Source organism: Mangrovibacter phragmitis (genome assembly GCF_040429585.1).
Lineage (GTDB): Bacteria > Pseudomonadota > Gammaproteobacteria > Enterobacterales > Enterobacteriaceae > Mangrovibacter > Mangrovibacter phragmitis.
This window is the reverse complement of sequence record NZ_CP134782.1, coordinates 5,360,199-5,382,714: the sequence shown is the minus strand read 5'-3', so window position 1 is coordinate 5,382,714 and position 22,516 is coordinate 5,360,199. Positions and strand designations below refer to the sequence as shown.

The 22,516-nt window shown below is 51.0% G+C and carries 20 protein-coding genes and 1 riboswitch; of the genes, 14 read left to right on the top strand and 6 right to left on the bottom strand.

What is annotated here, in order from left to right:
• Window positions 1–52: 52 nt before the first annotated feature.
• Entirely contained in the window at window positions 53–1,414 is a 1,362-nt protein-coding gene (lysC, locus tag MPHASIOC01_RS25815) for a lysine-sensitive aspartokinase 3 (protein WP_064596797.1), read from the bottom strand.
• Window positions 1,415–1,568: 154 nt separating this feature from the next.
• Window positions 1,569–1,762, bottom strand: a riboswitch (Lysine riboswitch).
• A 310-nt stretch (window positions 1,763–2,072) separates the two neighbouring features.
• Here lysC and kduI point away from each other — a divergent pair.
• The 10 genes from kduI to MPHASIOC01_RS25765 all read left to right on the top strand — a co-directional run bounded on the left by kduI (window position 2,073) and on the right by MPHASIOC01_RS25765 (window position 12,890).
• Window positions 2,073–2,921 (top strand): 5-dehydro-4-deoxy-D-glucuronate isomerase, encoded by an 849-nt coding sequence (gene kduI, locus MPHASIOC01_RS25810; protein ID WP_353613580.1) that lies wholly within the window; start codon window positions 2,073–2,075, stop codon window positions 2,919–2,921.
• A 60-nt stretch (window positions 2,922–2,981) separates the two neighbouring features.
• Window positions 2,982–3,971, top strand: a complete 990-nt coding sequence (locus tag MPHASIOC01_RS25805; RefSeq protein ID WP_110026566.1) for a TRAP transporter substrate-binding protein — start codon at window positions 2,982–2,984, stop codon at window positions 3,969–3,971.
• A 62-nt stretch (window positions 3,972–4,033) separates the two neighbouring features.
• The gene (locus MPHASIOC01_RS25800) at window positions 4,034–4,543 is read left to right on the top strand and encodes a TRAP transporter small permease (protein ID WP_353613579.1); all 510 of its coding nucleotides are present in this window, start codon (window positions 4,034–4,036) and stop codon (window positions 4,541–4,543) included.
• Between the two features lie 3 nt (window positions 4,544–4,546).
• Window positions 4,547–5,854 carry a TRAP transporter large permease gene (locus tag MPHASIOC01_RS25795; RefSeq protein ID WP_353613578.1) on the top strand — a complete coding sequence of 436 codons (1,308 nt, stop codon included), beginning with the start codon at window positions 4,547–4,549 and terminating at the stop codon, window positions 5,852–5,854.
• Window positions 5,855–5,939: 85 nt separating this feature from the next.
• Entirely contained in the window at window positions 5,940–6,725 is a 786-nt protein-coding gene (locus tag MPHASIOC01_RS25790; protein WP_064596787.1) for an IclR family transcriptional regulator, read from the top strand.
• Between the two features lie 262 nt (window positions 6,726–6,987).
• Window positions 6,988–8,637 carry a glucose-6-phosphate isomerase gene (pgi, locus tag MPHASIOC01_RS25785; RefSeq protein ID WP_064596828.1) on the top strand — a complete coding sequence of 550 codons (1,650 nt, stop codon included), beginning with the start codon at window positions 6,988–6,990 and terminating at the stop codon, window positions 8,635–8,637.
• Between the two features lie 374 nt (window positions 8,638–9,011).
• Window positions 9,012–9,347 (top strand): exopolysaccharide production protein YjbE, encoded by a 336-nt coding sequence (gene yjbE, locus MPHASIOC01_RS27730; protein WP_405027745.1) that lies wholly within the window; start codon window positions 9,012–9,014, stop codon window positions 9,345–9,347.
• A 62-nt stretch (window positions 9,348–9,409) separates the two neighbouring features.
• Entirely contained in the window at window positions 9,410–10,045 is a 636-nt protein-coding gene (locus tag MPHASIOC01_RS25775; protein WP_064596786.1) for a YjbF family lipoprotein, read from the top strand.
• The gene (locus tag MPHASIOC01_RS25770) at window positions 10,045–10,800 is read left to right on the top strand and encodes a capsule biosynthesis GfcC family protein (RefSeq protein WP_369938302.1); all 756 of its coding nucleotides are present in this window, start codon (window positions 10,045–10,047) and stop codon (window positions 10,798–10,800) included. Before MPHASIOC01_RS25775 ends, MPHASIOC01_RS25770 begins: the two co-directional genes overlap by 1 nt.
• A complete protein-coding gene (locus MPHASIOC01_RS25765; RefSeq protein WP_353613577.1) occupies window positions 10,800–12,890 on the top strand; it encodes a YjbH domain-containing protein in 2,091 nt (696 codons plus the stop codon). The genes MPHASIOC01_RS25770 and MPHASIOC01_RS25765 overlap by 1 nt, the downstream gene beginning before the upstream one ends.
• Here the strand turns inward: MPHASIOC01_RS25765 and MPHASIOC01_RS25760 are convergent.
• Both MPHASIOC01_RS25760 and MPHASIOC01_RS25755 read right to left on the bottom strand, forming a co-directional pair.
• Window positions 12,877–13,437: a GNAT family N-acetyltransferase gene (locus MPHASIOC01_RS25760; RefSeq protein WP_353613576.1), complete on the bottom strand. Its 561-nt coding sequence runs from the start codon at window positions 13,435–13,437 to the stop codon at window positions 12,877–12,879. The genes MPHASIOC01_RS25765 and MPHASIOC01_RS25760 overlap by 14 nt on opposite strands.
• A gap of 44 nt (window positions 13,438–13,481) precedes the next feature.
• The gene (locus MPHASIOC01_RS25755; protein WP_082917849.1) at window positions 13,482–14,135 is read right to left on the bottom strand and encodes an aspartate/glutamate racemase family protein; all 654 of its coding nucleotides are present in this window, start codon (window positions 14,133–14,135) and stop codon (window positions 13,482–13,484) included.
• 142 nt (window positions 14,136–14,277) lie between these two features.
• Here MPHASIOC01_RS25755 and psiE point away from each other — a divergent pair, with 142 nt between their 5' ends.
• On the top strand, window positions 14,278–14,691 hold the full coding sequence (gene psiE, locus MPHASIOC01_RS25750; RefSeq protein WP_036102976.1) for a phosphate-starvation-inducible protein PsiE: 414 nt from the start codon (window positions 14,278–14,280) through the stop codon (window positions 14,689–14,691).
• A 134-nt stretch (window positions 14,692–14,825) separates the two neighbouring features.
• Here the strand turns inward: psiE and malG are convergent, their stop codons facing one another.
• From malG to malE, 3 genes are all read right to left on the bottom strand, one after another.
• Entirely contained in the window at window positions 14,826–15,716 is an 891-nt protein-coding gene (gene malG, locus MPHASIOC01_RS25745) for a maltose ABC transporter permease MalG (protein WP_064596780.1), read from the bottom strand.
• Between the two features lie 12 nt (window positions 15,717–15,728).
• Window positions 15,729–17,273, bottom strand: coding sequence for a maltose ABC transporter permease MalF (gene malF, locus MPHASIOC01_RS25740; protein ID WP_064596778.1), 1,545 nt, complete (start codon window positions 17,271–17,273; stop codon window positions 15,729–15,731).
• 76 nt (window positions 17,274–17,349) lie between these two features.
• Window positions 17,350–18,540, bottom strand: coding sequence for a maltose/maltodextrin ABC transporter substrate-binding protein MalE (gene malE / locus MPHASIOC01_RS25735; protein ID WP_064596776.1), 1,191 nt, complete (start codon window positions 18,538–18,540; stop codon window positions 17,350–17,352).
• A gap of 375 nt (window positions 18,541–18,915) precedes the next feature.
• On the opposite strand from malE, the gene malK reads away from it, so the two are divergent.
• From malK to malM, 3 genes are all read left to right on the top strand, one after another.
• Complete coding sequence (gene malK / locus MPHASIOC01_RS25730; protein ID WP_064596774.1) at window positions 18,916–20,025, top strand: maltose/maltodextrin ABC transporter ATP-binding protein MalK; 1,110 nt, start codon at window positions 18,916–18,918, stop codon at window positions 20,023–20,025.
• 39 nt (window positions 20,026–20,064) lie between these two features.
• The gene (locus MPHASIOC01_RS25725) at window positions 20,065–21,339 is read left to right on the top strand and encodes a maltoporin (protein WP_064596771.1); all 1,275 of its coding nucleotides are present in this window, start codon (window positions 20,065–20,067) and stop codon (window positions 21,337–21,339) included.
• 121 nt (window positions 21,340–21,460) lie between these two features.
• Complete coding sequence (gene malM / locus MPHASIOC01_RS25720) at window positions 21,461–22,381, top strand: maltose operon protein MalM (RefSeq protein ID WP_353614982.1); 921 nt, start codon at window positions 21,461–21,463, stop codon at window positions 22,379–22,381.
• The last annotated feature ends 135 nt before the right edge of the window (window positions 22,382–22,516 follow it).

The window sequence follows — 22,516 nt, the reverse complement described above, 5'->3', positions numbered from 1 at the left end:
ACAAACAGGGCGCTGATGCGCCCTGGGAAAAATAGCGGGTTGAGCCTGATGTTTATTCGAAAAGATTACGGTGCAGCTTGCGCACCACATCTTCGGCTTCACCGCCAGGCACCAAAAAGCACAAGTTGTGGCTGGATGCACCATAGCAAATCATGCGAATGTTGAAAGGTTCCAGGACACCAAATACCTCTTTGCCAACACCGCAGGCTTTAGACAACTCATTGCCAATCAATGCCACCAATGCCAGGTTCTCTTCAACTTCGACCCGGCATAATGACGACAACTCGGTCAGCAGCCCGGTGGTTAACAGAGAATCCCCCGTTGAGGTTGAGCCGGTGGTATCCAGCGTGATAGCCACACTGACTTCAGAGGTAGTGATTAAATCAACTGAAATATTATGGCGCGCCAGAATGGTAAATACCTCAGCCAGAAAACCACGGGAATGCAACATGCTCAGGCTGTGTAAGGTGAGTAATGTCTGGCGGCGGCGCAGCGCCAGCGCCCGGAATAATGGCGGGTTTTCGGTGGTGCCGCAGACCATGGTTCCGCCAGCCGCCGGGTCTTTACTGCAACCAACAAACACCGGGATTTCGCTGCGTACCGCAGGCAGTAAGGTGGCCGGGTGCAGTACTTTGGCACCAAAAGTTGCCATTTCAGCGGCTTCTTCAAACGCAATTTTATCTATGCGTTTCGCCGCAGGTACGACACGCGGGTCGGTAGTATAAATACCGGGAACATCAGTCCAGATATCCACCTGGCTTAAATGCAGCGCTTCACCAAGCAGTGCGGCTGTGTAGTCACTGCCGCCACGGCCAAGCGTCGTAGTGCGGCCTTTGGGTTCGCTGCCAATAAACCCTTGAGTGATGACCAGCGATTCAACCAGACGAGGCTGCAAGTGGGTTTGCGCCAGTTCCGCCAGTACCGCAATATCGGGCTCGGCTTTACCAAACCGGTCACTGGTACGCATGACTTTACGCACATCAAACCATTGCACTTCTTCACCACGCTCACGCAATACTTCCACAAATAACAGCGTGGACATCAACTCACCATGGCTGACCAGTTCATCAGTGAGTGCGTTGGATGTCGCCAGTGAGGCGGCTTCGGCAAGCGTGGTAATATTTTCAAGCAGGCGATCTATCTCTTCGCGAATGACCAGCGGGTTGGCGAGGCGCTCAAGAATATCGTATTGAATCTTACGAATGGCATCCAGCTTAACAAAACGTTCTGTTGCTTCCAGTCCTTCAGACAGGGCAACCAGTAAGTTGGTGACGCCAGCAGATGCAGACAAAACAACCAGGCGTACCTGTTTATTTGCCAGCACGACATCAGCGCTGTGATTCATGGCATCGAAATCAGCGACACTGGTACCACCGAATTTGGCAACCACTGTCTGGGAAAGTGCGTGAGTCATTATAACCTCGTGTCAGGGCCACTTGAGGTGGCAATATCTTTATACCCGGCATTCCATGTGGACTAAACAGGAAGCCGCGGGTATTTCATCAGCCTTGGCACAAGGGAAGAGCGATAAACGGGAGACGTAGACAGGTTAAAACAAGCACTACGATACACCCAGAAGCGCCCCACCTTGCGAAACGAACGACTGCCGGACGTTTCTGGTGACAACCCAGGGGATTCAGCCCCTGCAGCCGATAACACATACAACCAGATACGTGTTACCTCGGCGCCGCTCCCCCTCTTATGCCGTCTTCGTACTGGTTACTCAGACATAATACCTGGGCGGCGCGCCTCTTCTGGCTTACACGAATCACTTCGCATAAGTAGCGCTAATAGAAATAATTCGTTCAGCGAACATTGTCAACGCTCTTTGATTGTGGATTTTTCATTCCGCCAAGTAACCCGCCGTTCAGAAGTGCTCCCTCCGTATTTTTAACCGGGTTGTTTTGCTCTCCAGACCGGTCGTTATTCCTGTTTGTTTTATCAACAGCTCTGTGTGTTTTTTCTGGCTATTAAAAAGAGGGCCGGGATTCACAGGTTTGATTATTCATATATGAATTTTATTGATCACCTATGAATAGTTTTTACACTGAAATCCAACCAAGGAGACCCCGATGAAAACAGCCTGGAATACCCATCCTGATGATGTTCGCGCATATGACAGCGAGCGGTTGCGTGACACGTTTCTTACTGAATCCCTGTTCACCCCCGGTGATATTAATGTGGTGTACAGCCATATAGACCGGGTGGTGGCACTTGGTGTTTGCCCACAAGCAACACCACTGGTACTGGATGAAGTGATTGATACCAAAGCGTTTGGTACGCCTTTTTTTCTTGCCCGCCGGGAAATGGGCCTGGTGAATCTGGGGGGGCCGGTTGAGGTAACATGCAACGAAGGTGACAGCTACCAACTGGATTACCTTGACGGGCTCTATCTGGGGATGGGCACACAGGCAGTGAGCTTTCGTTCACTCAGCGAAGACCCACCAACAGAAACCGCGGTTTACTGCCTGAGTGCCCCCGCTCACCACAGCTGGCCTTCCCGCATTATCAAACGTGAAGAGGCGCGCCAGGTGGAACTGGGCAGCCAGCAAAATGCTAACCTGCGCCTGTTGACCCAATACCTGCACCCGGACGTGCTCACCACCTGCCAGCTCTGCATGGGCATTACTCATCTGCGCCCGGGCAATGTGTGGAACACCATGCCCGCCCATACCCACGCCCGCCGTATGGAAGCTTACCTCTATTTCAACATGGCACCCGACCAGGTGGTGTTCCACTTTATGGGCGACCCCCGGGAAACCCGCCACCTGGTGGTGCGTAACAAACAACTGGTGCTGTCACCCAGTTGGTCGATTCATTCTGGTTGCGGCACTCGTCAGTACAGCTTTGTGTGGGGAATGGCGGGTGAAAACCAAACCTTCGATGACATGGATTTTGTTGCCATGACTGACCTGCGCTGAGAACGCAGATAACAAAATGACAGTGAATGACTGATTAAAACCTCTGATGGAGACCCGATTATGTTGACGAAAACGACCTTTAAACGCCTGGCGCTGTGTTCGGTATTAAGTGGCCTGTTGAGCGTCTCTTCTCTGGCGCATGCCGCAAAAGAGATTAAAGCCGCCTTTAACCAGTCGGATAAGCACCCTCAGTACCTGGCACTGAAAGAGCTGGGCGATAAGCTGGCGCAGCAAACCGAGGGGCGTTACAAGCTGAATATCTTCCCTAACGAATTATTGGGTGATCAGCGTGCCGCGCTGGAATTAGTGCAAAACGGCGCAGTGCAAATGGCGGTGGTCGCAAACCCGCTGGCGGAGAATTACGATAAAACCTTTACCGTGATTGGCCTGCCGTATATCTACAGCGGCCCGGCTCACCAGGAAAAAGTCTTTACCTCCGGTGTGCTGGACCCGTTATTTGCTTCCACCTCCCGTTTCGGTTTTACGGTGTTAACCGCTTATACCGCCGGGGCGCGCAGCATGTACACCAAAGCTGGCCCGGTGAATACCCCGGCCGATATGAAAGGGAAGAAAATTCGTGTCATGCAGTCTGACACCATGCTGAAAATGCTGACCTGCATGGGCGGCACTGGTGTGCCTATGAGTCAGAGCGAAGTCTACACCGCTATTCAACAGGGCGTGCTGGATGGTGCAGAAAACAATGAAATCACCTATGCCGACCTTAAGCAGTATGAAGTTGCGCCTTATTTCTCTGCCACACGCCACCTGATGGTGCCGGACCTTGTTGTTGTCAGCACCGATTTCCTGGAAAGCATGTCAAAACAGGATCAGGAAACGTTACGCAAGCTGGCAAAAGAAAGCACGCTGACAGAATTCCGCCTGTGGGCTGAGCAGATTGAGCAGGCCAAAAAAGTAGCGGAAGAAAAAGGCGCGAAATTCAATGAAGTGAATATCCAGCCGTTCCAGGAAAATTGCAAAGGCCTGCAAACTGAACTGGTGAAAACACCGGAACAAAAAGCGCTCTACGAAAAAGTTGTCGCACTTCAGTAAACTCCCTCGCCCGGTAAGCCAGCGCTTGCCGGGTTGCCGTTATCGACAAAGGAACATAAGCCATGGCGGTGCTCGAGACGTTCAAAAAATACCTTGATACCTTCGTCGCCTGGGTTTGTATCGGCATTGTCGGCATGATGACAGTGCTGATCACCTGGCAGGTAATTACCCGCTATTTATTTAACAGCCCCAGCGCTGTCAGCGAAATATTATCGCGCTACCTGTTTATCTGGCTCATTTTGTTTGGCAGCGCTTATGTGTTTGGGCTGCGTGAACATATGGCTATCAGCTTTATTAAAGAAAAGTTTTCCCCACGGGTGAAAATTATTACTGACATGTTTACCGAACTGGCTATCGCTGTTTTTACTTTCACCGTCATGATAATTGGCGGCTGGTACACCGTGTTGCGGCAAATGTGGCAACTGGATTCCGCCCTGCAAATTCCCATGGGGTACATTTACAGCGCCATTCCATTGAGTGGCGGGCTGATTGTTTTCTATTTCCTGTACAACGAAATTTACCTGTTCCGGCGCCTGAACACGCTGAACAGCGTACCAGGCGGGGAGGAATAAACAATGGATATAGCCCTGATTGCAGCATTAATCATGTTTTGTGGCACGGTGTTTTTCTTGGTTATTGGCGCGCCCATCAGTATTAGTGTGGGGATCTCTTCGTTTGGGGCAATGCTGGTCATTTTGCCCATGAAAGGCGCGATGATTACCTCTGCCCAGCGTATTTTTGTTGGCCTTGATTCGTTTGCACTGCTGGCTATTCCCTTCTTTATTCTGGCAGGCAACATTATGAATAACGGCGGGATAGCTATTCGGCTGATTAATTTCTCCAAAATTTTCAGCGGCTTTTTGCCCGGTTCACTGGCGCAAACCAATATTGTCTCCAATATGTTGTTCGGCTCGATTAGCGGCTCAGGTGTGGCATCGGCCGCGGCGGTTGGTGGCATTATGTCGCCGATTCAGCGCAAAGAAGGCTATGACCCGGCGTTCAGTACCGCGGTGAATATTGCATCTGCACCAACGGGCATGTTGATCCCACCCAGTAACACGCTGATTGTCTACGCAACAGTGGCCGGGAGCGTGTCGATTTCCGCGCTGTTTATGGGCGGCTATGTTCCCGGTATTTTGTGGGGGCTTGGTGTGATGCTGGTGGCGGGCTTTATGGCAAAACGCCGGGGTTACGTACTGCGCCACACCATGTCATTGCGGGAATGCCTGAAAGTGGCGGTGGACGCTATTCCCAGTTTATCCATGATTGTGGTCGTGATTGGCGGAATTCTGGGTGGCGTATTTACGGCAACAGAAGCCTCGGCAATTGCCGTTGTGTATTCACTGTTCTTGAGCCTGTGCTACCGCTCTCTGGATGTCAGAACGTTACCGGCTATTTTTCTGAGCACAGCAAAAATGTCGGCAATTGTTATCTTTATGCTGGCAACATCGTCGATTATGTCCTGGGTGATGGCATTTACCCAGATCCCCGGCATGATTGCTGACTCGCTCCTCTCACTGACCAGTAACCCTGTCATTATCTTGTTGATCATTAACGTCGTATTGTTGTTCGTGGGCACTTTTATGGATCCCACCCCAGCGGTACTGATCTTTACACCTATCTTTCTGCCCATCTGCACGAGCCTGGGGATGGATCCGGTACAATTTGGCATCCTGCTGGTGTTTAACCTGTCTCTCGGGACTATTACGCCACCTGTCGGGCCAATTCTGTTTACCGGGTGCAAAGTGAGTGGAATTTCCATTGATGCGGTGGTGAAAACCCTGCTGCCCTTCTTCGTGGTGATAGTCGGCACCTTGATGCTGGTGACTTACATCCCGGCCATTTCCATGACAGTGCCCCAACTGATGGGGTTGATTAAATAAGCGCGCCTGGTGGCACTTTGTTCTTGTGTGCCACCAGGTTAAAGTCTGTTCCTGTTAACGATTTTTCGCCTGTGGCCCCACGATTATGACGACTGAGTACCGTGCTCCCGCCCTTGAAAAAGGGCTGGCTATCCTTGAGTTGCTGGCTGCGCAAGATGAGCCATTAACCAAAAAGCAAATTGCAGAACGGCTGAACCGCAGCATCAATGAAATTTTCCGCATGCTCTCAGTGCTGCAGGAACAGCATTACATTGATTATAAAGAAGATGTGTCAGGTTACGTTCTGACACTCAAAATGTTTACCCTGTCTAACCAGCACCCACCGGTTGCCATTCTGCTCAAACGGGCTGGCAGCCTGATGGAGCAACTGTGCCTGCAGGTAAACCAGTCTTGCCACCTTAGCCAGTACAGTAATGGTCAACTGGTGGTTATCGCGCGCCAGGAAAGCCCGTATAAAATGGGTTTCAGCCTGCGGACCGGTGCCCATCTGGATATCTGCGCTTCTGGTTCAGGGATTGTGCTGTTGAGTTACAGTGAAGAGAGGGAGCGCCAGCGTATGATTGCGCTGGACGACGCCACAGATGAACAGGTGGCCTATGCCCGCAGCCAGATAGCGACCACCCTCGAACAAGGCTATTACCAGGGGGAAAGCCCGCAAATTTCCGGGGTTACGAACATTAGTGCGCCGATATTTGGTGCCCGGGGGGATTTGCTGGCTGTGATAACCGTGCCCTATATGACACTGAATACCCGCACGGTGCACCACCCGGTAGAAGATATTGAACACACCCGGCAGGCATTGTTGGTGGTCGCCAGCCAGCTCAGTCAGCACATCATTTCACGTTGTGACAGAAGTGAAAGCAGCACCTGACAGTCAGATACAGGTAACATTTTTGAGCCAGCTTTTTGTTTTTTTCCTTGCAGGCTGGCGTTTCTCTGATTCTTTCTCCCCACTTTTTAGCTCCAGAATGTGCAATACGGGGCTAAAACGCTTGACTGAAACCGCCAGGAAACTGAAATACATCAAATGTTATGGGTAACATCGCGCCATGACACAGAAAATCATCACAAATGCGGCATACAAGCGCTACAATCGTGTTCAGTCACAATTCTCAAATCAAAAGAGTGTTGCTATGAAAAATATCAATCCAACGCAAACCGCAGCCTGGCAGGCGCTTGAGAAACACTTCGCCGACATGAAAGAAGTCACTATCAGTGAACTCTTTGCCAAAGAAAGCGACCGTTTTTCTCGTTTTTCCGCTACCTTTAACGATTTGATGCTGGTGGATTATTCCAAAAACCGCATCACGCAGGAAACGCTTGATAAACTATTGGATCTCGCAAAAGAAACCGACCTGGCTTCTGCTATTAAGTCTATGTTCTCCGGCGAGAAAATTAACCGTACTGAAGACCGTGCTGTTCTGCATGTTGCGTTGCGCAATCGTAGCAACACGCCAATCCTGGTGGATGGCAAAGATGTGATGCCGGAAGTGAATGCTGTGCTTGAGAAAATGAAACACTTCTCTGAAGCCATCATTAGCGGCGAATGGAAAGGTTACACCGGTAAACCGATTACTGATGTAGTTAACATTGGTATCGGCGGTTCTGACCTTGGCCCATTCATGGTGACAGAAGCTCTGCGCCCGTACAAAAACCACCTGAATATGCATTTTGTGTCTAACGTAGATGGCACCCATATTGCGGAAGTGCTGAAAAACGTTAGCCCGGAAACCACCCTGTTCCTGGTGGCGTCTAAAACCTTCACCACTCAGGAAACCATGACTAACGCGCACAGTGCCCGTGACTGGTTCCTGAAAACAGCTGGTGATGAAAAACACGTTGCCAAACACTTTGCTGCGCTGTCGACTAATGGCAAAGCGGTAAGCGAATTTGGTATTGATACTGCCAATATGTTCGAATTCTGGGACTGGGTCGGCGGCCGTTACTCTTTGTGGTCTGCGATTGGCCTGTCCATTATTCTGTCTGTGGGCTTCGATAACTTTATTCAGTTACAAAGTGGTGCACACGAAATGGACAAACATTTCGCCAGCACCCCGCTTGAGCAGAACCTGCCGGTTATCCTCGCACTGATTGGCATCTGGTATAACAATTTCTTCGGCGCTGAAACCGAAGCTATTCTGCCATATGACCAGTATATGCACCGTTTCGCGGCCTATTTCCAGCAAGGTAATATGGAATCCAACGGCAAATATGTTGACCGTAACGGCAACGCAGTGGATTACCAGACCGGGCCAATTATCTGGGGTGAGCCGGGCACCAACGGCCAGCATGCGTTCTACCAACTGATTCACCAGGGCACTAAACTGGTCCCGTGTGACTTTATTGCACCGGCAATCACTCACAACCCGCTGAGCGACCATCACCAGAAACTGTTGTCCAACTTCTTTGCCCAAACAGAAGCGCTGGCGTTCGGTAAATCTCGTGATGTAGTGGAACAAGAGTTCCGTGACCAGGGTAAAGACCCGGCCACACTGCAACATGTGGTACCGTTTAAAGTCTTCCAGGGCAACCGCCCAACCAACTCTATCCTGTTGCGTGAGATTACTCCGTTCAGCCTTGGCGCTTTGATTGCGCTGTATGAACACAAAATCTTCACTCAGGGCGCTATTCTCAACATCTTCACGTTTGACCAGTGGGGTGTTGAACTGGGTAAACAGTTGGCTAACCGCATTTTGCCGGAACTGGGTGACCAGAGTACGGTGGAAAGCCACGACAGTTCCACTAATGGCCTAATTAACCGTTATAAATCCTGGCGCGCTTAATTTATTAAGTTTCGCTATATATTTAAAAATGCCGGTTTTATACCGGCATTTTTTATAAGATAAATCTGTGAAAAAATACACTCAACCAATAACTGTGAGTAAGGTTATTCTGAAAATCGTTTGAGTTATTATTACCCTCAGCCTTTCTTTTCAGACAAAACGGATTATTTAATTTGATTATGTAAATGTAACTATTTGATTTTAAATCATCTAATAATTAATCCTTGCACTGGAATTCTTTATATCTTCATCTTTTCTGAAAACCCATTGGGATATTCGCTGTGAGCCAAATCACACCGGGTTGTTGTGTATACTCGATCGCGCCTGAAAAGTTTTCAGGTAAATCTCCATTCATTTAGTGAAGGGAAATTGTTATGAAGAAACTCGTCTATGGCGCATTTGCCATATTTGCCCTTGCTGCGGCTGGCTCTGCCAGTGCAGCACCTGGTTTTAGCCAGGGCGGTGCAGCAACCAGTGCGACTCCGGTTAGTTTTGGCCAGGCTTCTGGCCCGGCAGTCGGTTTGAGCCAGGTTGGTTTCGGTCATGCTGCTGGCGCTGCCGCCAGTTCAGTTTCTGTTGGTAGTTCAGCAGCAACCGGTGCCAGCACAATGGGTTCCGCAATGGGTATGGCATTAGCCGCAACCGGTGGTGGTAACGGTGCAAATACCGGGACCACTACAACAACGACGACCAGTACGGCCACTCGTTAATTAGCGAGTGTTTTAATCATAACCACACTCCGGTGTGGTTATTTTGACCCCGGGGATCTGTGGTGAAACGACTGCTAATAATTATGATTTGCCTGCTTCTTCAGGCGTGTTCAGCAACCACAAAAGGGCTTGGGGTATCGCTGTGGGACAGTCTGTGGGGCGATAACGGCGTCAAACTCACTGACGATGAAATTCAAAACATGCCTTATGCCAGCCAGTACGTTTCTTTAAATGGCGGGCCTCGTATCTTTGTCGTTCTGGCCTGGGATGAACAAGGCCAGCAAAAATGGGCGACTCAGGATGGCGCTGTGATGGTGGAACAACACGGGCGTCTGGTGAAAACACTGGGCCTGACGGATAACCTCCTTGAAGTGGATAACCTGAGCGTAGACCCACTGGCGAATGTGGCAACACTGCAGGATGGTGCACAGTGGACACGGCGCATGGGTTGGACTGAACACCAGCAGGTACGCTATGCCATCGCCCGTTCAACATTCCACTGGGATGGCACCGATACCCTGAAAATTGCCGGTCAAACTCTGACATTACGCGTACTTGATGAAGATGTCACCACAGATGATACACATTGGCAGAACCGCTACTGGGTCTCTTCCTCAGGATTAATTATCCAGTCCCGTCAGTATTTAGGTGGCGATTATTACCCGGTCACCCAGATCTTGTTAAAGGCGGCACAATAATGAATTTGACAAAAACCGCACTGATTCTCTGTTCCATCATGATGGGGTTTGCCGCTGGCCCGGCTTCCAGCTGGGCTGCAGGCACAGTCACTGTGAATATGCCCGGCAACAGCACACCAGTACAACTGAATAATGTCGCCCGTCTGGTCGATGCCGTCACGGCACCAGAAGTGCACAGTGACTGGTGGCGGGGGGCAGTGATCAGCTATCAGGGTGCCAGCATCAAAATGCAACAAGAACACCAGCAACTACTGGCAGACCTGGATGCACTTGCCCGGGATGAAGGTGGTGACAGTGGGGCAGCTATTCAGGCTTTGCGGGCACAGCTGGCTCTGGTGAAAGTAACAGGGCGCCAACTGGTACGTCTCGACCCGGACTGGTTACGGTTACACAGCCAGCAGAATGTACCACTCGAAGGGCAGTACCAGCTCTGGCTACCCGCACAACCCAATACCGTAACCATACTGGGCCTGGTCAGCAAACCCGAAACGGTAGCGTTTACACCAGGAAAATCTGTAGCGGATTACCTGGATGATCAAAGCCTGCTCAGTGGCGCAGAACGGAGCTATGCCTGGGTGATTTACCCGGATGGCAGCACTGAGAAAGTGCCGGTGGCGTACTGGAATAAGCGCCATATTGAACCCTCTCCGGGCAGCCTGATTTTTGTCGGCTTTGGTTCGCATTTGTTCTCATCGTCGTGGGACGAGTTGAATAAACGCATCCTGACCTCCCTGACCCATCGGATACCAGATTGATGAAAAAAAAATATTTATACAGTCTGATGGCGATGGCCGTAGCAGCGGCCTGTCATGCTGAAACTTATGTCCCACCAGACAACACAACACAATCAGACTTTGGTGGTGTGGGCTTACTGCAAACCCCCACTGCCCGGATGGCCCGCGAAGGCGCCTTCAGCTTTAATTACCATGATAACGACCAGTACCGCTTTTATTCTGGCTCCATACAGTTATTCCCCTGGCTGGAAACCACGCTACGTTATACCGACGTGCGTACCCGTAAATACAGTAACGTAGAGGCGTTTTCGGGCAACCAAACCTACAAAGATAAATCCTTCGATATGAAATTGCGTTTGTGGGAAGAAGGCTATTGGTTGCCGCAAGTAGCTATTGGCCTGCGAGATATTGGCGGTACCGGGTTGTTTGACAGTGAATATCTGGTTGCCAGTAAAGCCTGGGGGCCGTTCGATTTCTCGCTCGGCATTGGCTGGGGCTACCTGGGCACCAGCGGCAATATTAAAAATCCGTTCTGTAGTGTCAGTGGCAGTTATTGCTACCGTGACACCAGCTACCACTCAGCAGGCTCGCTCAGTGCGGGGAATATGTTCCATGGCCCAAGCGCGTTATTTGGTGGTGTTGAATACCAAACCCCGTGGCAGCCACTGCGCCTGAAACTGGAATATGAAGGCAACAACTACAGTGATGAATACGCCGGGGTAATCGAGCAAAAAAGTAAATTTAACGTCGGTGCTGTTTACCGTTTATCGAACTGGGCTGATGCCAGTCTGAGTTATGAGCGCGGCAACACGTTCATGTTCGGTTTTACACTGCATACCAACTTTAATGATTTGCGCCATTACTGGACAGACAGCCGTCGCCCGGCATATGAACCGCAACCGCAGGATGCCGTGCTGCAACATACCGTAGTGGCTAACCAGTTAACCCAACTGAAATACAATGCCGGGTATATCGACCCGAAAATCCAAATCAAAGGTGATACCCTGTATGTCTCGGGTGACCAGGAGAAATACCGCGACGGAGACGAAGGTGTGGTGCGTGCGAATCGCATCATCATGAATGATCTTCCGGCGGATATTCGTACTATTAAGGTTACGGAAAATAGCGTGAATTTACCGCAGGTCACCACCGAAACTGATGTCGCCAGCCTTAAGCGCCACCTGGAAGGCGAACCTCTGGGGCAGGAAACGCCGTTACTGCAAAAACGGGAAAATCCGGATATTCCAGAGAATACTGAGCAAGGCTGGTATATTGAGAAAAGCCGCTTTAATTACTCGCTCGACCCGGTGCTGAACCAGTCTGTCGGTGGCCCGGAAAACTTCTACATGTACCAGTTAGGGGTAATGGGAACAGCGGATTACTGGCTGACCGACCATTTATTAACCACTGGTAGCCTGTTTGTGAACCTGGCCAACAACTACAGCAAATTTAATTACACCAGTAGTGACTCTGTGTTGCCGCGTGTACGTACCCGTGTACGTGAATATGTGGAAAATAATTACTACATCAATAACCTGCAGGCCAACTATTTCCAGTATCTGGGTAATGGTTTTTATGGCCAGGTGTACGGTGGCTACCTGGAAACCATGTTTGGCGGTGTCGGGACAGAAGTACTGTGGCGCCCACTGGACAGCGACTGGGCGATAGGGGTGAATGCTAACTATGTAAAACAGCGTGACTGGACCAGCCCGACAGACATGATGAAATTTACTAATTACAGCGTGAAAACCGGCCATCTGACTGCATACTGGAATCCATCATTTGCGCCGGATGTGTTGATGAAACTGAGTGTAGGGCAGTATCTGGCCGGTGACAAAGGGGCTACATTCGAAGTGGCAAAACACTTCGACAGCGGGATTGTGGTGGGAACTTACGCCACTATCACTAATGTGTCGCCACAAGAATACGGTGAAGGCGATTTCACCAAAGGGGTGTATATCTCAGTCCCGATGGATCTGTTCAGCGCCTATCCGACACGCAGCCGTGCACAAGTCAGTTGGTCGCCGCTCACGCGTGATGGCGGGCAGATGCTGGGCCGTAAATTTGACCTCTACAGCATGACCAGTGACCGCAGCGTTAACTTCCGTTAACCTGAGTCTTCCCCGGTGTAGTGCCGGGCCGGGGAAGTGACATTGCCATCAGTAAAATATCACTGGTTTGCGTTGCACTTTGAAACACCAGTTTCTTCATAACATGCATCCCCTGGCGCATGTAAAAGCGCCGGGCTCCATGGTTTTCTGCCAGCACCTCCAGCCACAGTGATGTTTCCCCATGCGCCATTGCCCGGGTGATTATCTCGTCAAAAAAAGCCTGCCCCAGTCCTTGCCCGGTAAGCCCCGGCAGCAAATAGATTTTGTTCAGAAATGCACCCTGAGGCGAAGGGTGCGCTAATTGTTCATGCCAGGTCAGTTCTGCAAAACCAACAGGTTTGCCTGCTTCGGCAACCAGCCACTGGTTACCGGGTGTGCTCATCCGCTCACGAATTGCGGCAGGATCAAACGATTTGCGCATGAAGTCCTGCATCTCATGTGGGTTATTCCACAAGTGAGCAAAGTGGTGCTGATAACTCTCGGTGCCAAGCTGATGAAGCAGGAAGACATCGTCTTCCTGCGCTATGCGAAATGTGAATGTTTTCATAGTTACCATAAGGTAATACAGACTGGCAAAGGGGCAAAGCTGTGCTACGCCAGGAGCAGTGTTTTTAACTGCTCCAACGCCAGGTGTGGGCTGGTCAGTACCGGGGAGCAGGCTGGCAAATATTTACTGACACTGCTCATGGAGGCCTGCGCCAGGGCAACACATTCAGCACCCTCTGTCAGTGCCCGTTGTACGGCTGCAATAATCCGCTCGTGGTACAGGATTTGGTCACCCTGCAAAAAAGCATCCCATGCCCCGGGAATCAGCCGGGTCTCCAGCTCCTGTTCAGGTTGCTGGCGTGACAGTTCAAATAGCACCCGGGTGGGTTCAACCGTTGTTTGAGTAGCACACAGGACCACTGTGCGTTTACCTTGTGCCATTGCCGCCTGTGCCAGTGCCCGGTCAACGCGCAGCACCGGAATGCTGACAGGTGAACGCTGGTTAAGTTTGTCCACCGCCGGGCCAAGCGTTGAGCAGGTCAGCAATACAGCATCGGCGTGATGGCTGAGCGCCAGAAGCACCCGTATTACATCATCTTCCAGCGCTGAGGTTAGCCCGCCACTGGCTTCCGCCGTGCGCAACAGTTGCGGCATCACAGTGTGTTTTAAACACCCAGCGGGCAGGCCTGTATCCTGAGCGGCCTGTTCAAATAACGTTTCATTACCGGGTGCCGTATGTAAACAGGCAATGCGAATCATAAGGACCTCCGCTTGTATCGGTATCACTCCGCATGAACAGATTCACGCATGGATAGCACACTATGCTAAAGAAAAAAATATGGATCTGGATCACATTTTTGCCGTATAACAGGCAAGAGACCGCAATAAAGTGGAGTCTGTTATGACGTCATTAGCGCGTGCCCGTGTCGAATTAATTTCGACAATTTTGCAAACCATTCTCAACCTGGGGCTGACCTGCCTTGGGTTAATACTGGTCATTTTTCTCGGTAAAGAAACTCTGCATCTTGCTGATGTGCTGTTCACCCCTAATGAGCAGGCCAGTAAGTATCTGCTGATTGAAGGCCTGGTGGTTTACTTTCTTTACTTCGAATTTATCGCTCTGATTGTTAAGTATTTTCAGTCTGGTTTTCACTTCCCGTTACGCTACTTTGTCTATATCGGTATTACGGCGATTGTGCGCCTGATAATCATCGACCATAAATCACCAATAGATGTCCTTATCTACTCTGCCGCTATCCTGCTGTTGGTTATCACGCTGTGGTTATGCAACAGTAGCAGGCTGCGCCGTGAATAAATGTGCGTGACGCACAAAAAAAGTGGCGGCTCTTCAGGCCGCCAAAGACAGAGACAAGTAGGCTTAATAATGAGGGTTTACAGTGGCATTACATCCCGCGCGTACAGGCAGGTTCGCGCGGGGGTGGAACAAGGTTAGCCTTTAACACCGCCAGCGGTGAGGCCATTAACCAGCCAGCGCTGAGCCAGCAGGAACACAACAGTAATCGGTATGGCGGACAACACTGCGGCCGCGGCAAAGTCGCCCCACAAGTAGTTCTGCGGGTTCAGGTATTGCTGCATACCGACGGCCAGGGTGTAGCTGTTCACATCGCGTAACAGCAGTGAAGCGACGGGCACTTCTGTAATTGCGGCAATGAACGACAGAATAAATACCACCGCCAGAATGGGTACCGATAGCGGTAGCAACACCAGGCGGAATGCCTGCCACGGGCTGGCGCCATCCAGCGCTGCCGCTTCTTCCAGCGAGCTATCGATCGTTTCGAAATAGCCTTTAATCGTCCAGACGTGCAGTGCAATACCGCCGAGGTAGGCAAAAATCACCCCGCCATGGGTATTCAGGCCAATAAACGGAATGTACTGACCCAGACGGTCAAACAACGCATATAACGCGACCAGTGACAGTACCGCCGGGAACATCTGGAATATCAGCATCCCTTTCAGCAGTGTAGCTTTTCCAGGAAAACGCATCCGCGCAAAGGCGTAAGCGCAGGTGGTGGAGAGCGCCACAATACCCATCGCGGTAATACCGGCGATTTTGACTGAGTTCCACAGCCACAACAGCACCGGGAACGGGGGCGGGGTGACGCGCCCGTCGGCATGCTCCACACTGAATCCCAGCGCCAGTTTCCAGTGCTCCCATGAAATTTGGTCAGGAATCAGGCTGCCAGTTGCAAAGTTACCGGGGCGTAGTGATATCGCCACCACCATTAATAACGGGAACATAATGGCCGCAATAAACAGCAGCAACAGTAAGTGAGTGGTCAGCAAGCGTAATTTTTGCGATTTGGGTTGCACCATAGCCATGATGATTCCTCCTTAATCAAATTTCATGCGGGTGGCTTTCAGATTCACCACAGCCAGTGCGCCAACCAGCAGGAATATAATCGTGGCGATAGCTGCCGCCAGGCCGAAGTCCTGTCCGCCGCCACCTTCAAAGGCGATACGGTAGGTGTAGCTCACCAGTAAGTCGGTATAACCTGCCGGTGTGGTCGTGCCGATCCGGTCCGGGCCGCCGTTGGTTAACAACTGAATCAGAACAAAGTTGTTAAAGTTAAATGCAAAACTGGCAATCATCAGTGGCGTCAGTGGCTTAATCAGCAAAGGCAGAGTTATGCGGAAGAAGTTCTGGAACGGACCCGCTCCATCCATGGCTGACGCTTCATATAAATCTTCCGGGATAGCTTTCAGCAGCCCCATGCACAGGATCATCATGTACGGGTAACCCAGCCAGGTGTTAACGATAATAATCATGCTGCGGGCGGTGGTCGGGTCGGTGAACCAGGCTGGCTTGATGCCAAACAGCGCGCTCAGCATTATGTTGATTTCACCGAAGCTTTGGTTGAACAACCCCTTGAAAATCAAAATTGAAATAAATGACGGGACCGCATAAGGCAAAATGAGCAGTACCCGGTAAATCGCCTTCCCTTTCAGCGATTCCCACTGCACCAGGCAGGCCAGCACCATACCAACTGCAACCGTCAGAAAAACGGTGAGGGCAGAGAAAACAATGGTCCAGATAAAAATGGCGAAGAAGGGTTTTTTAATGCCTTCATCGGTAAATACACGCGTGAAGTTATGCCAGCCAATGGTTACGGTATAGCCCGGGCTGAGTTGTTCACTGGCCCAGTTGCCTTTGGCGTCCACCGCCTGGTAAAAACCGCTTTTATCATTCGGACGATACATCACACCGGTTTGGTTGTTGGTCAGGCTGTTATCTTTGCCCAGTGTATATAACGGGCGCGTACCAGAAAATTCATGTAAGGAGCTCATCACCAGCCCCGGGTTGCCGGGAATATCGGCGGTGATTTCGCCAAGTGCCTGGCGGTTCTGGGTAATCACACGCAGGTTGGCGCGGTTTGTTGCCGGCAGGGCATCAACCGGGGACAGCGTTATATGTTGCTTACCGCTTAGCGTAATGGGTTCAGAGAGGTAGTTTTTCCCTTCCGCAGTATCGGTCAGGGCCAGCTGCCATTTGTTGCCTGCAGGGTAGAGCGCAAACCGGACACTCTTGCCCGCCTGGTACTGGCGGTCCATCAACACTTGTTGCGCCCGTTCAAAAGTTAACTGGTTGGTGCTGCTGTAGTTGGTGAACGCAATGGCAATGGTGCAAACCAGTGGGAAAAGTACAAATAACCCCATCCCGGCCAGCCCCGGATACACATAGCGCCAGGCATAGGTACGGCGGTTAGCGAAAATATATAAACCCAGGCTACTGATAATCAGGGTCATTATGGCAAACAGGTACTCCCCCTGGGCGTACATCACTACCACAAGATAACCGACCAGTAACCCAAGCAAGGCGATAACAGACCATTTCAGACTGTCGCTTTGCCACCAGTGGCTCTTTTTCATCACATCCATGGGGTCTTCCTCTACTACGGGAACTGCGGGGTATCAGGCACCTTCTCCCGTAGGGGAGAAGGTGGTGACTGATGGTTTATTTTGTAATACGTGTTTCTGCGTCTTTCAGCGCTGCATCAACAGACTGGCGGCCTGTAATAGCGTTAATTACAGCAGTTCGAACGGAATACCAGAATGCAGACATCTGGGGGATGTTCGGCATGATTTCGCCATTTTTGGCGTTAGCCATAGTGGCGGCAATGCGCGGGTCTTTTTCCAAAATTTCCTGGTAAGATTTCAGTGCAACAGCTCCCAATGGTTTATCTTTATTAACCATTGCCAGGCCCTGATCAGTTATCAGGTAGTTTTCCAGGAACTCTTTTGCCAGTTCTTTGTTCGGGCTGGCGGCGTTAATCCCGGCACTCAGTACTCCGACAAAGGGTTTGGACGCTTTACCTTTAAAGGTTGGCAGCAACGTTACACCGTAGTTGATTTTGCTCTTATCAATATTTGCCCAGGCCCACGGACCATTAATGGTCATGGCGGTTTCGCCTTTGTTGAATGCCGCCTCAGCAATAGAATAGTCGGTGTCACCGTTCATGTGTTTATTTTTAATTAAATCAACCAGGAAGCTCAGGCCAGCTTTCGCCCCTGCGTTATCCACACCAACATTTTTGACATCGTACTTGCCGTTTTCATATTTAAAGGCATAACCACCATCAGCGGCGATTAACGGCCAGGTGAAGTACGGTTCTTGCAGGTTAAACATCAGCGCGCTCTTACCTTTGGCACGCAGTTTTTTATCCAGTGCCGGAATTTCTTCCCAGGTTTTGGGCGGGTTTGGCAGCAAGTCTTTATTGTAAATCAGTGATAATGCTTCAACAGCTATTGGGTAGGCTATCAGTTTGCCGTTATAACGGACGGCGTCCCAGGTGAACGGATACAGTTTGTCCTGGAATGCTTTATCAGGGTGGATTTCTGCCAACAGGCCAGATTGTGCATAACCACCAAAACGGTCATGTGCCCAGAAGATAATATCCGGGCCATCACCTGTTGCAGCAACTTGCGGGAATTTCTCTTCCAGTTTGTCCGGATGTTCAACACTGACTTTAATCCCGGTGTCCTGTTCAAACTTTTTACCCACTTCGGCAAGACCGTTATAGCCTTTATCGCCATTAATCCAGATAACCAGTTTGCCTTCTTCGATTTTGGCCAGAGCAGAGGCAGAAAACATCATTGTCGTCAGCGCAGACAACGCGAGGATACGTGCGCCGGTTTTGATTTTCATATGTTCCTTCCTTTAGGTGATATGCACGTGGAGACACTGTGTGGCTTTACCTGCGCCAGTGTCGGATTAGAACAGAAAAATCTCATCCTCCCTGGCACTACGCCGTAAGGGAGGTTTATGTGATCTACTTCTCATAAATCCTGGTTATGTGGCCCACAGCACACAAAACAGTACTGGTTTTTGAAATCAGGATCACGAAAATCCCTGTCAGCCCATGATTTTCCCTGCCTGCAAGCGTTTCTCATCCTCCCGTCTCCTCCCCCATAAAAAAGCCATGGGTGGAGGATTTTCCTGACGACAAACTCCCTCATAGTCGGACACATCTTGTATTACCTGCCTCTGGCGGGTTGAGTGATGGATGAAGGGAGAAGTTCGATGGCAAACGTGCAGTTACAGAACGTAACCAAAGCCTGGGGAGACGTGGTGGTGTCGAAAGACATCAACTTAACAGTCAACGACGGCGAATTTGTCGTATTTGTTGGCCCGTCTGGCTGTGGTAAGTCAACGTTATTACGCATGATTGCGGGTCTGGAAACCATCACCAGCGGTGATTTGTTCATTGGCGAAAAACGTATGAATGATGTCCCTCCCGCTGAACGTGGTGTGGGCATGGTATTTCAGTCTTATGCGCTTTATCCGCACTTGTCGGTGGCGGAAAACATGTCTTTCGGCCTGAAACTGGCTGGTGCCAAAAAAGATCTGATTAACCAGCGTGTTAACCAGGTTGCAGAAGTGCTGCAACTGGCGCATTTACTGGACCGCCGCCCGAAAGCGCTCTCCGGTGGGCAGCGTCAGCGTGTGGCGATTGGCCGTACACTGGTTGCAGAGCCTCGGGTATTCCTGCTGGATGAACCCCTTTCTAACCTTGATGCGGCATTGCGTGTGCAAATGCGTATTGAGATCTCCCGCCTGCACAAGCGCCTGAAGCGCACCATGATTTACGTCACCCACGACCAGGTAGAGGCAATGACCCTCGCCGATAAAATCGTGGTGCTGGATGCTGGCCGTATCGCGCAGGTCGGTAAGCCTCTTGAACTGTATCACTACCCGGCAGACCGCTTTGTAGCCGGTTTTATTGGCTCCCCCAAAATGAACTTCCTGCCCGTTAAAGTCACCGCAACCGCACTGGAACAAGTGCAGGTTGAGCTGCCTAACCGCCAGCAAGTATGGCTGCCGGTGGAAAGCACGGGCGTTCAGGTGGGAGCCAACATGTCGTTGGGGATCCGGCCTGAACATTTACTGCCCAGTGAAATCGCCGATGTCACTCTCGAAGGGGAAGTGCAGGTGGTGGAACAACTGGGGCATGAAACACAAATCCATATTCAGATTCCGGCGCTGCGTCAAAACCTGGTTTACCGCCAGAACGACGTGGTGCTGGTGCAAGAGGGCGCGACATTCGCCATTGGCTTGCCGCCAGAGCGCTGCCACTTATTCAAGGAAGATGGCACAGCCTGCCGTCGGTTGCATCAGGAGCCAGGTGTTTAAGTGACCCTCACAATAAAAGCAATGACCTCAGGAGATAGAATGATGATTACTCTGCGCAAACTTCCCCTGGCTATCGCAGTGGCTGCGGGTGTTATGTCTGCTCAGGCGCTGGCCGTTGACTTCCACGGTTATGCCCGTTCCGGTATTGGCTGGACGGGGAGTGGCGGTGAACAGCAGTGCTTTAAAGCCACCGGCGCACAAAGCAAATACCGTCTGGGTAACGAATGTGAAACCTACGCGGAATTAAAACTGGGACAGGAAGTGTGGAAAGAAGGCGATAAAAGCTTCTATTTCGATACTAACGTCGCTTACTCGGTTTCTCAGATGGATGACTGGGAATCTACCAGTCCGGCATTTCGTGAAGCCAACGTTCAGGGTAAAAACCTGATTGATGCACTGCCAGGTTCCACTCTCTGGGCCGGTAAACGCTTCTACCAACGTCATGACGTTCACATGATCGACTTCTACTACTGGGATATTTCAGGTCCTGGTGCCGGTCTGGAAAACGTAGATCTTGGCTTTGGTAAGTTGTCTGTCGCTGCTACCCGTAACTCTGAAACAGGTGGTTCTTACACCTTCACCAGCGATCGTGAACGCGATTATGCATCCAAAACCGCCAATGATGTATTCGACGTGCGTTTAGCGGGCCTGGAAGTGAACCCAGGTGGTGTGCTGGAACTGGGTGTGGATTATGGCCGTGCCAACCCGCGTGACAACTACCGCCTCGAAGATGGCGCAACCAAAGACGGTTATATGTTCACCGCTGAACATACCCAGTCTATTAGCGGCGGCTACAACAAGTTTGTGGTTCAGTATGCTACCGATGCGATGACCACCTGGAACAGCGGCCATGCGCAGGGCACTCTGAACAACGACGGCCACATGATTCGTGTGCTGAACCATGGTGCCATCGATTTCAACGACAAATGGGCACTGATGTATGTCGGTATGTATCAGGATATCGACATGGACAGCAAGAACGGCAGCACCTGGTACACCGTGGGCGTGCGCCCAATGTACAAATGGACGCCAATCATGAGCACCTTGCTGGAAGTGGGCTACGACAATGTCAAATCACAGAGCGCTGGCAAGCACAACGACCAGTACAAAGTGACCCTGGCACAGCAATGGCAGGCTGGTGACAGCATCTGGTCTCGCCCGGCTCTGCGTCTGTTCGCCACCTACGCTAAGTGGAATGAAAAATGGGGCTATAACGACAACGGTTATGCAGTTGCCGATACCAGCACCACCACTTACAGCCGTGGTGACAGCAATGAATGGACCTTCGGTGCCCAGATGGAAATCTGGTGGTAAGCCTGAAGTCAGTAACGTGTTAAAGCAGAGGGGGGCAACCCCCTCTTTCACTAGTCCAAATATATTCTGAATACGGATACGCGCTATTGCCTGGCCACCGTATCCCGTTGCTACCGAGGTCATAACAATGAAAAAACGTCTCGTTGCTCTTTGCCTGAGTGCAGGGCTGCTCGCCGCTGTACCCGCAACCTCCTTCGCTGAAGTGGACCTGGTGCCGCAAAACCTCGCCGGGGCACCCACTTTCAGTGCTCAGTCTCTCCAACAGCTTACCTGGCAGCCGTTAAATGCCGGGCAAAGTGTGCAGGCTAATCTGGCAACCCAGGGCCAGAGGCTTAGTAACCCAGGAATTACCGGGCCGGTAGCGGCTTACAGTGTTCCTGCTAATATTGGTGAACTCTCGATTACGCTCACCAGCGAAGTGGCACAGAACCGGGTCTATGCCCCGAATGTGCTGGTGCTGGACCAGAACATGAACCCTTCAGCCTGGTTCCCGGCGAATTTCTTCACTTACCAACAACCAGGGGTAATGGCCGCTGACCGGCTGGAAGGTACCCTGAAACTGACTCCCGCTCTGGGGCAGCAGAAGATTTACTTACTGATCTTCACCACTCCGCAGGATTTACAACGTACAACCACATTGATTGCTCCTGCCAAGGCCTATGCAAAAGGCACGGGTAACGCCGTTCCGGATATTCCAGACCCGGTAGCGCAGCACGCTGCAGAAGGTACGCTCAAACTGAAAGTGAAAACGACGTCTGGTGCCAGTATCCTGGTTGGGCCTATTTTTGGCTCTTCAGCCAGTACCCCAACGGTCACCGTCGGAAATACAGCCACAGCTGCTGCGCCTGTTGCTGCATCCGCACCGGCACCAAAAGCGGAACCTATGCTGAATGACACTGAGGCCTATTTTAACCATGCCATTAAGCAGGCAGTGGCCAAAGGTGATGTAGATAAGGCATTGAAATTACTTGATGAGGCTGAGCGTCTTGGATCTACCAGCGCACGTAAAACCTTTATCAGTAGTGTAAAAGGCAAGGGGTAATCACCCCACATTGCTGATCTTGTAAGCCTTGGTGCGCGTCTGCGCACCTTTTTTCCACCGGCAGACGTGCCTGCGGCCGTTGGCTTTTTGTTACATGGCTGTTGGTTTCTGCTATTTTCCTGCCACACCCTTTTC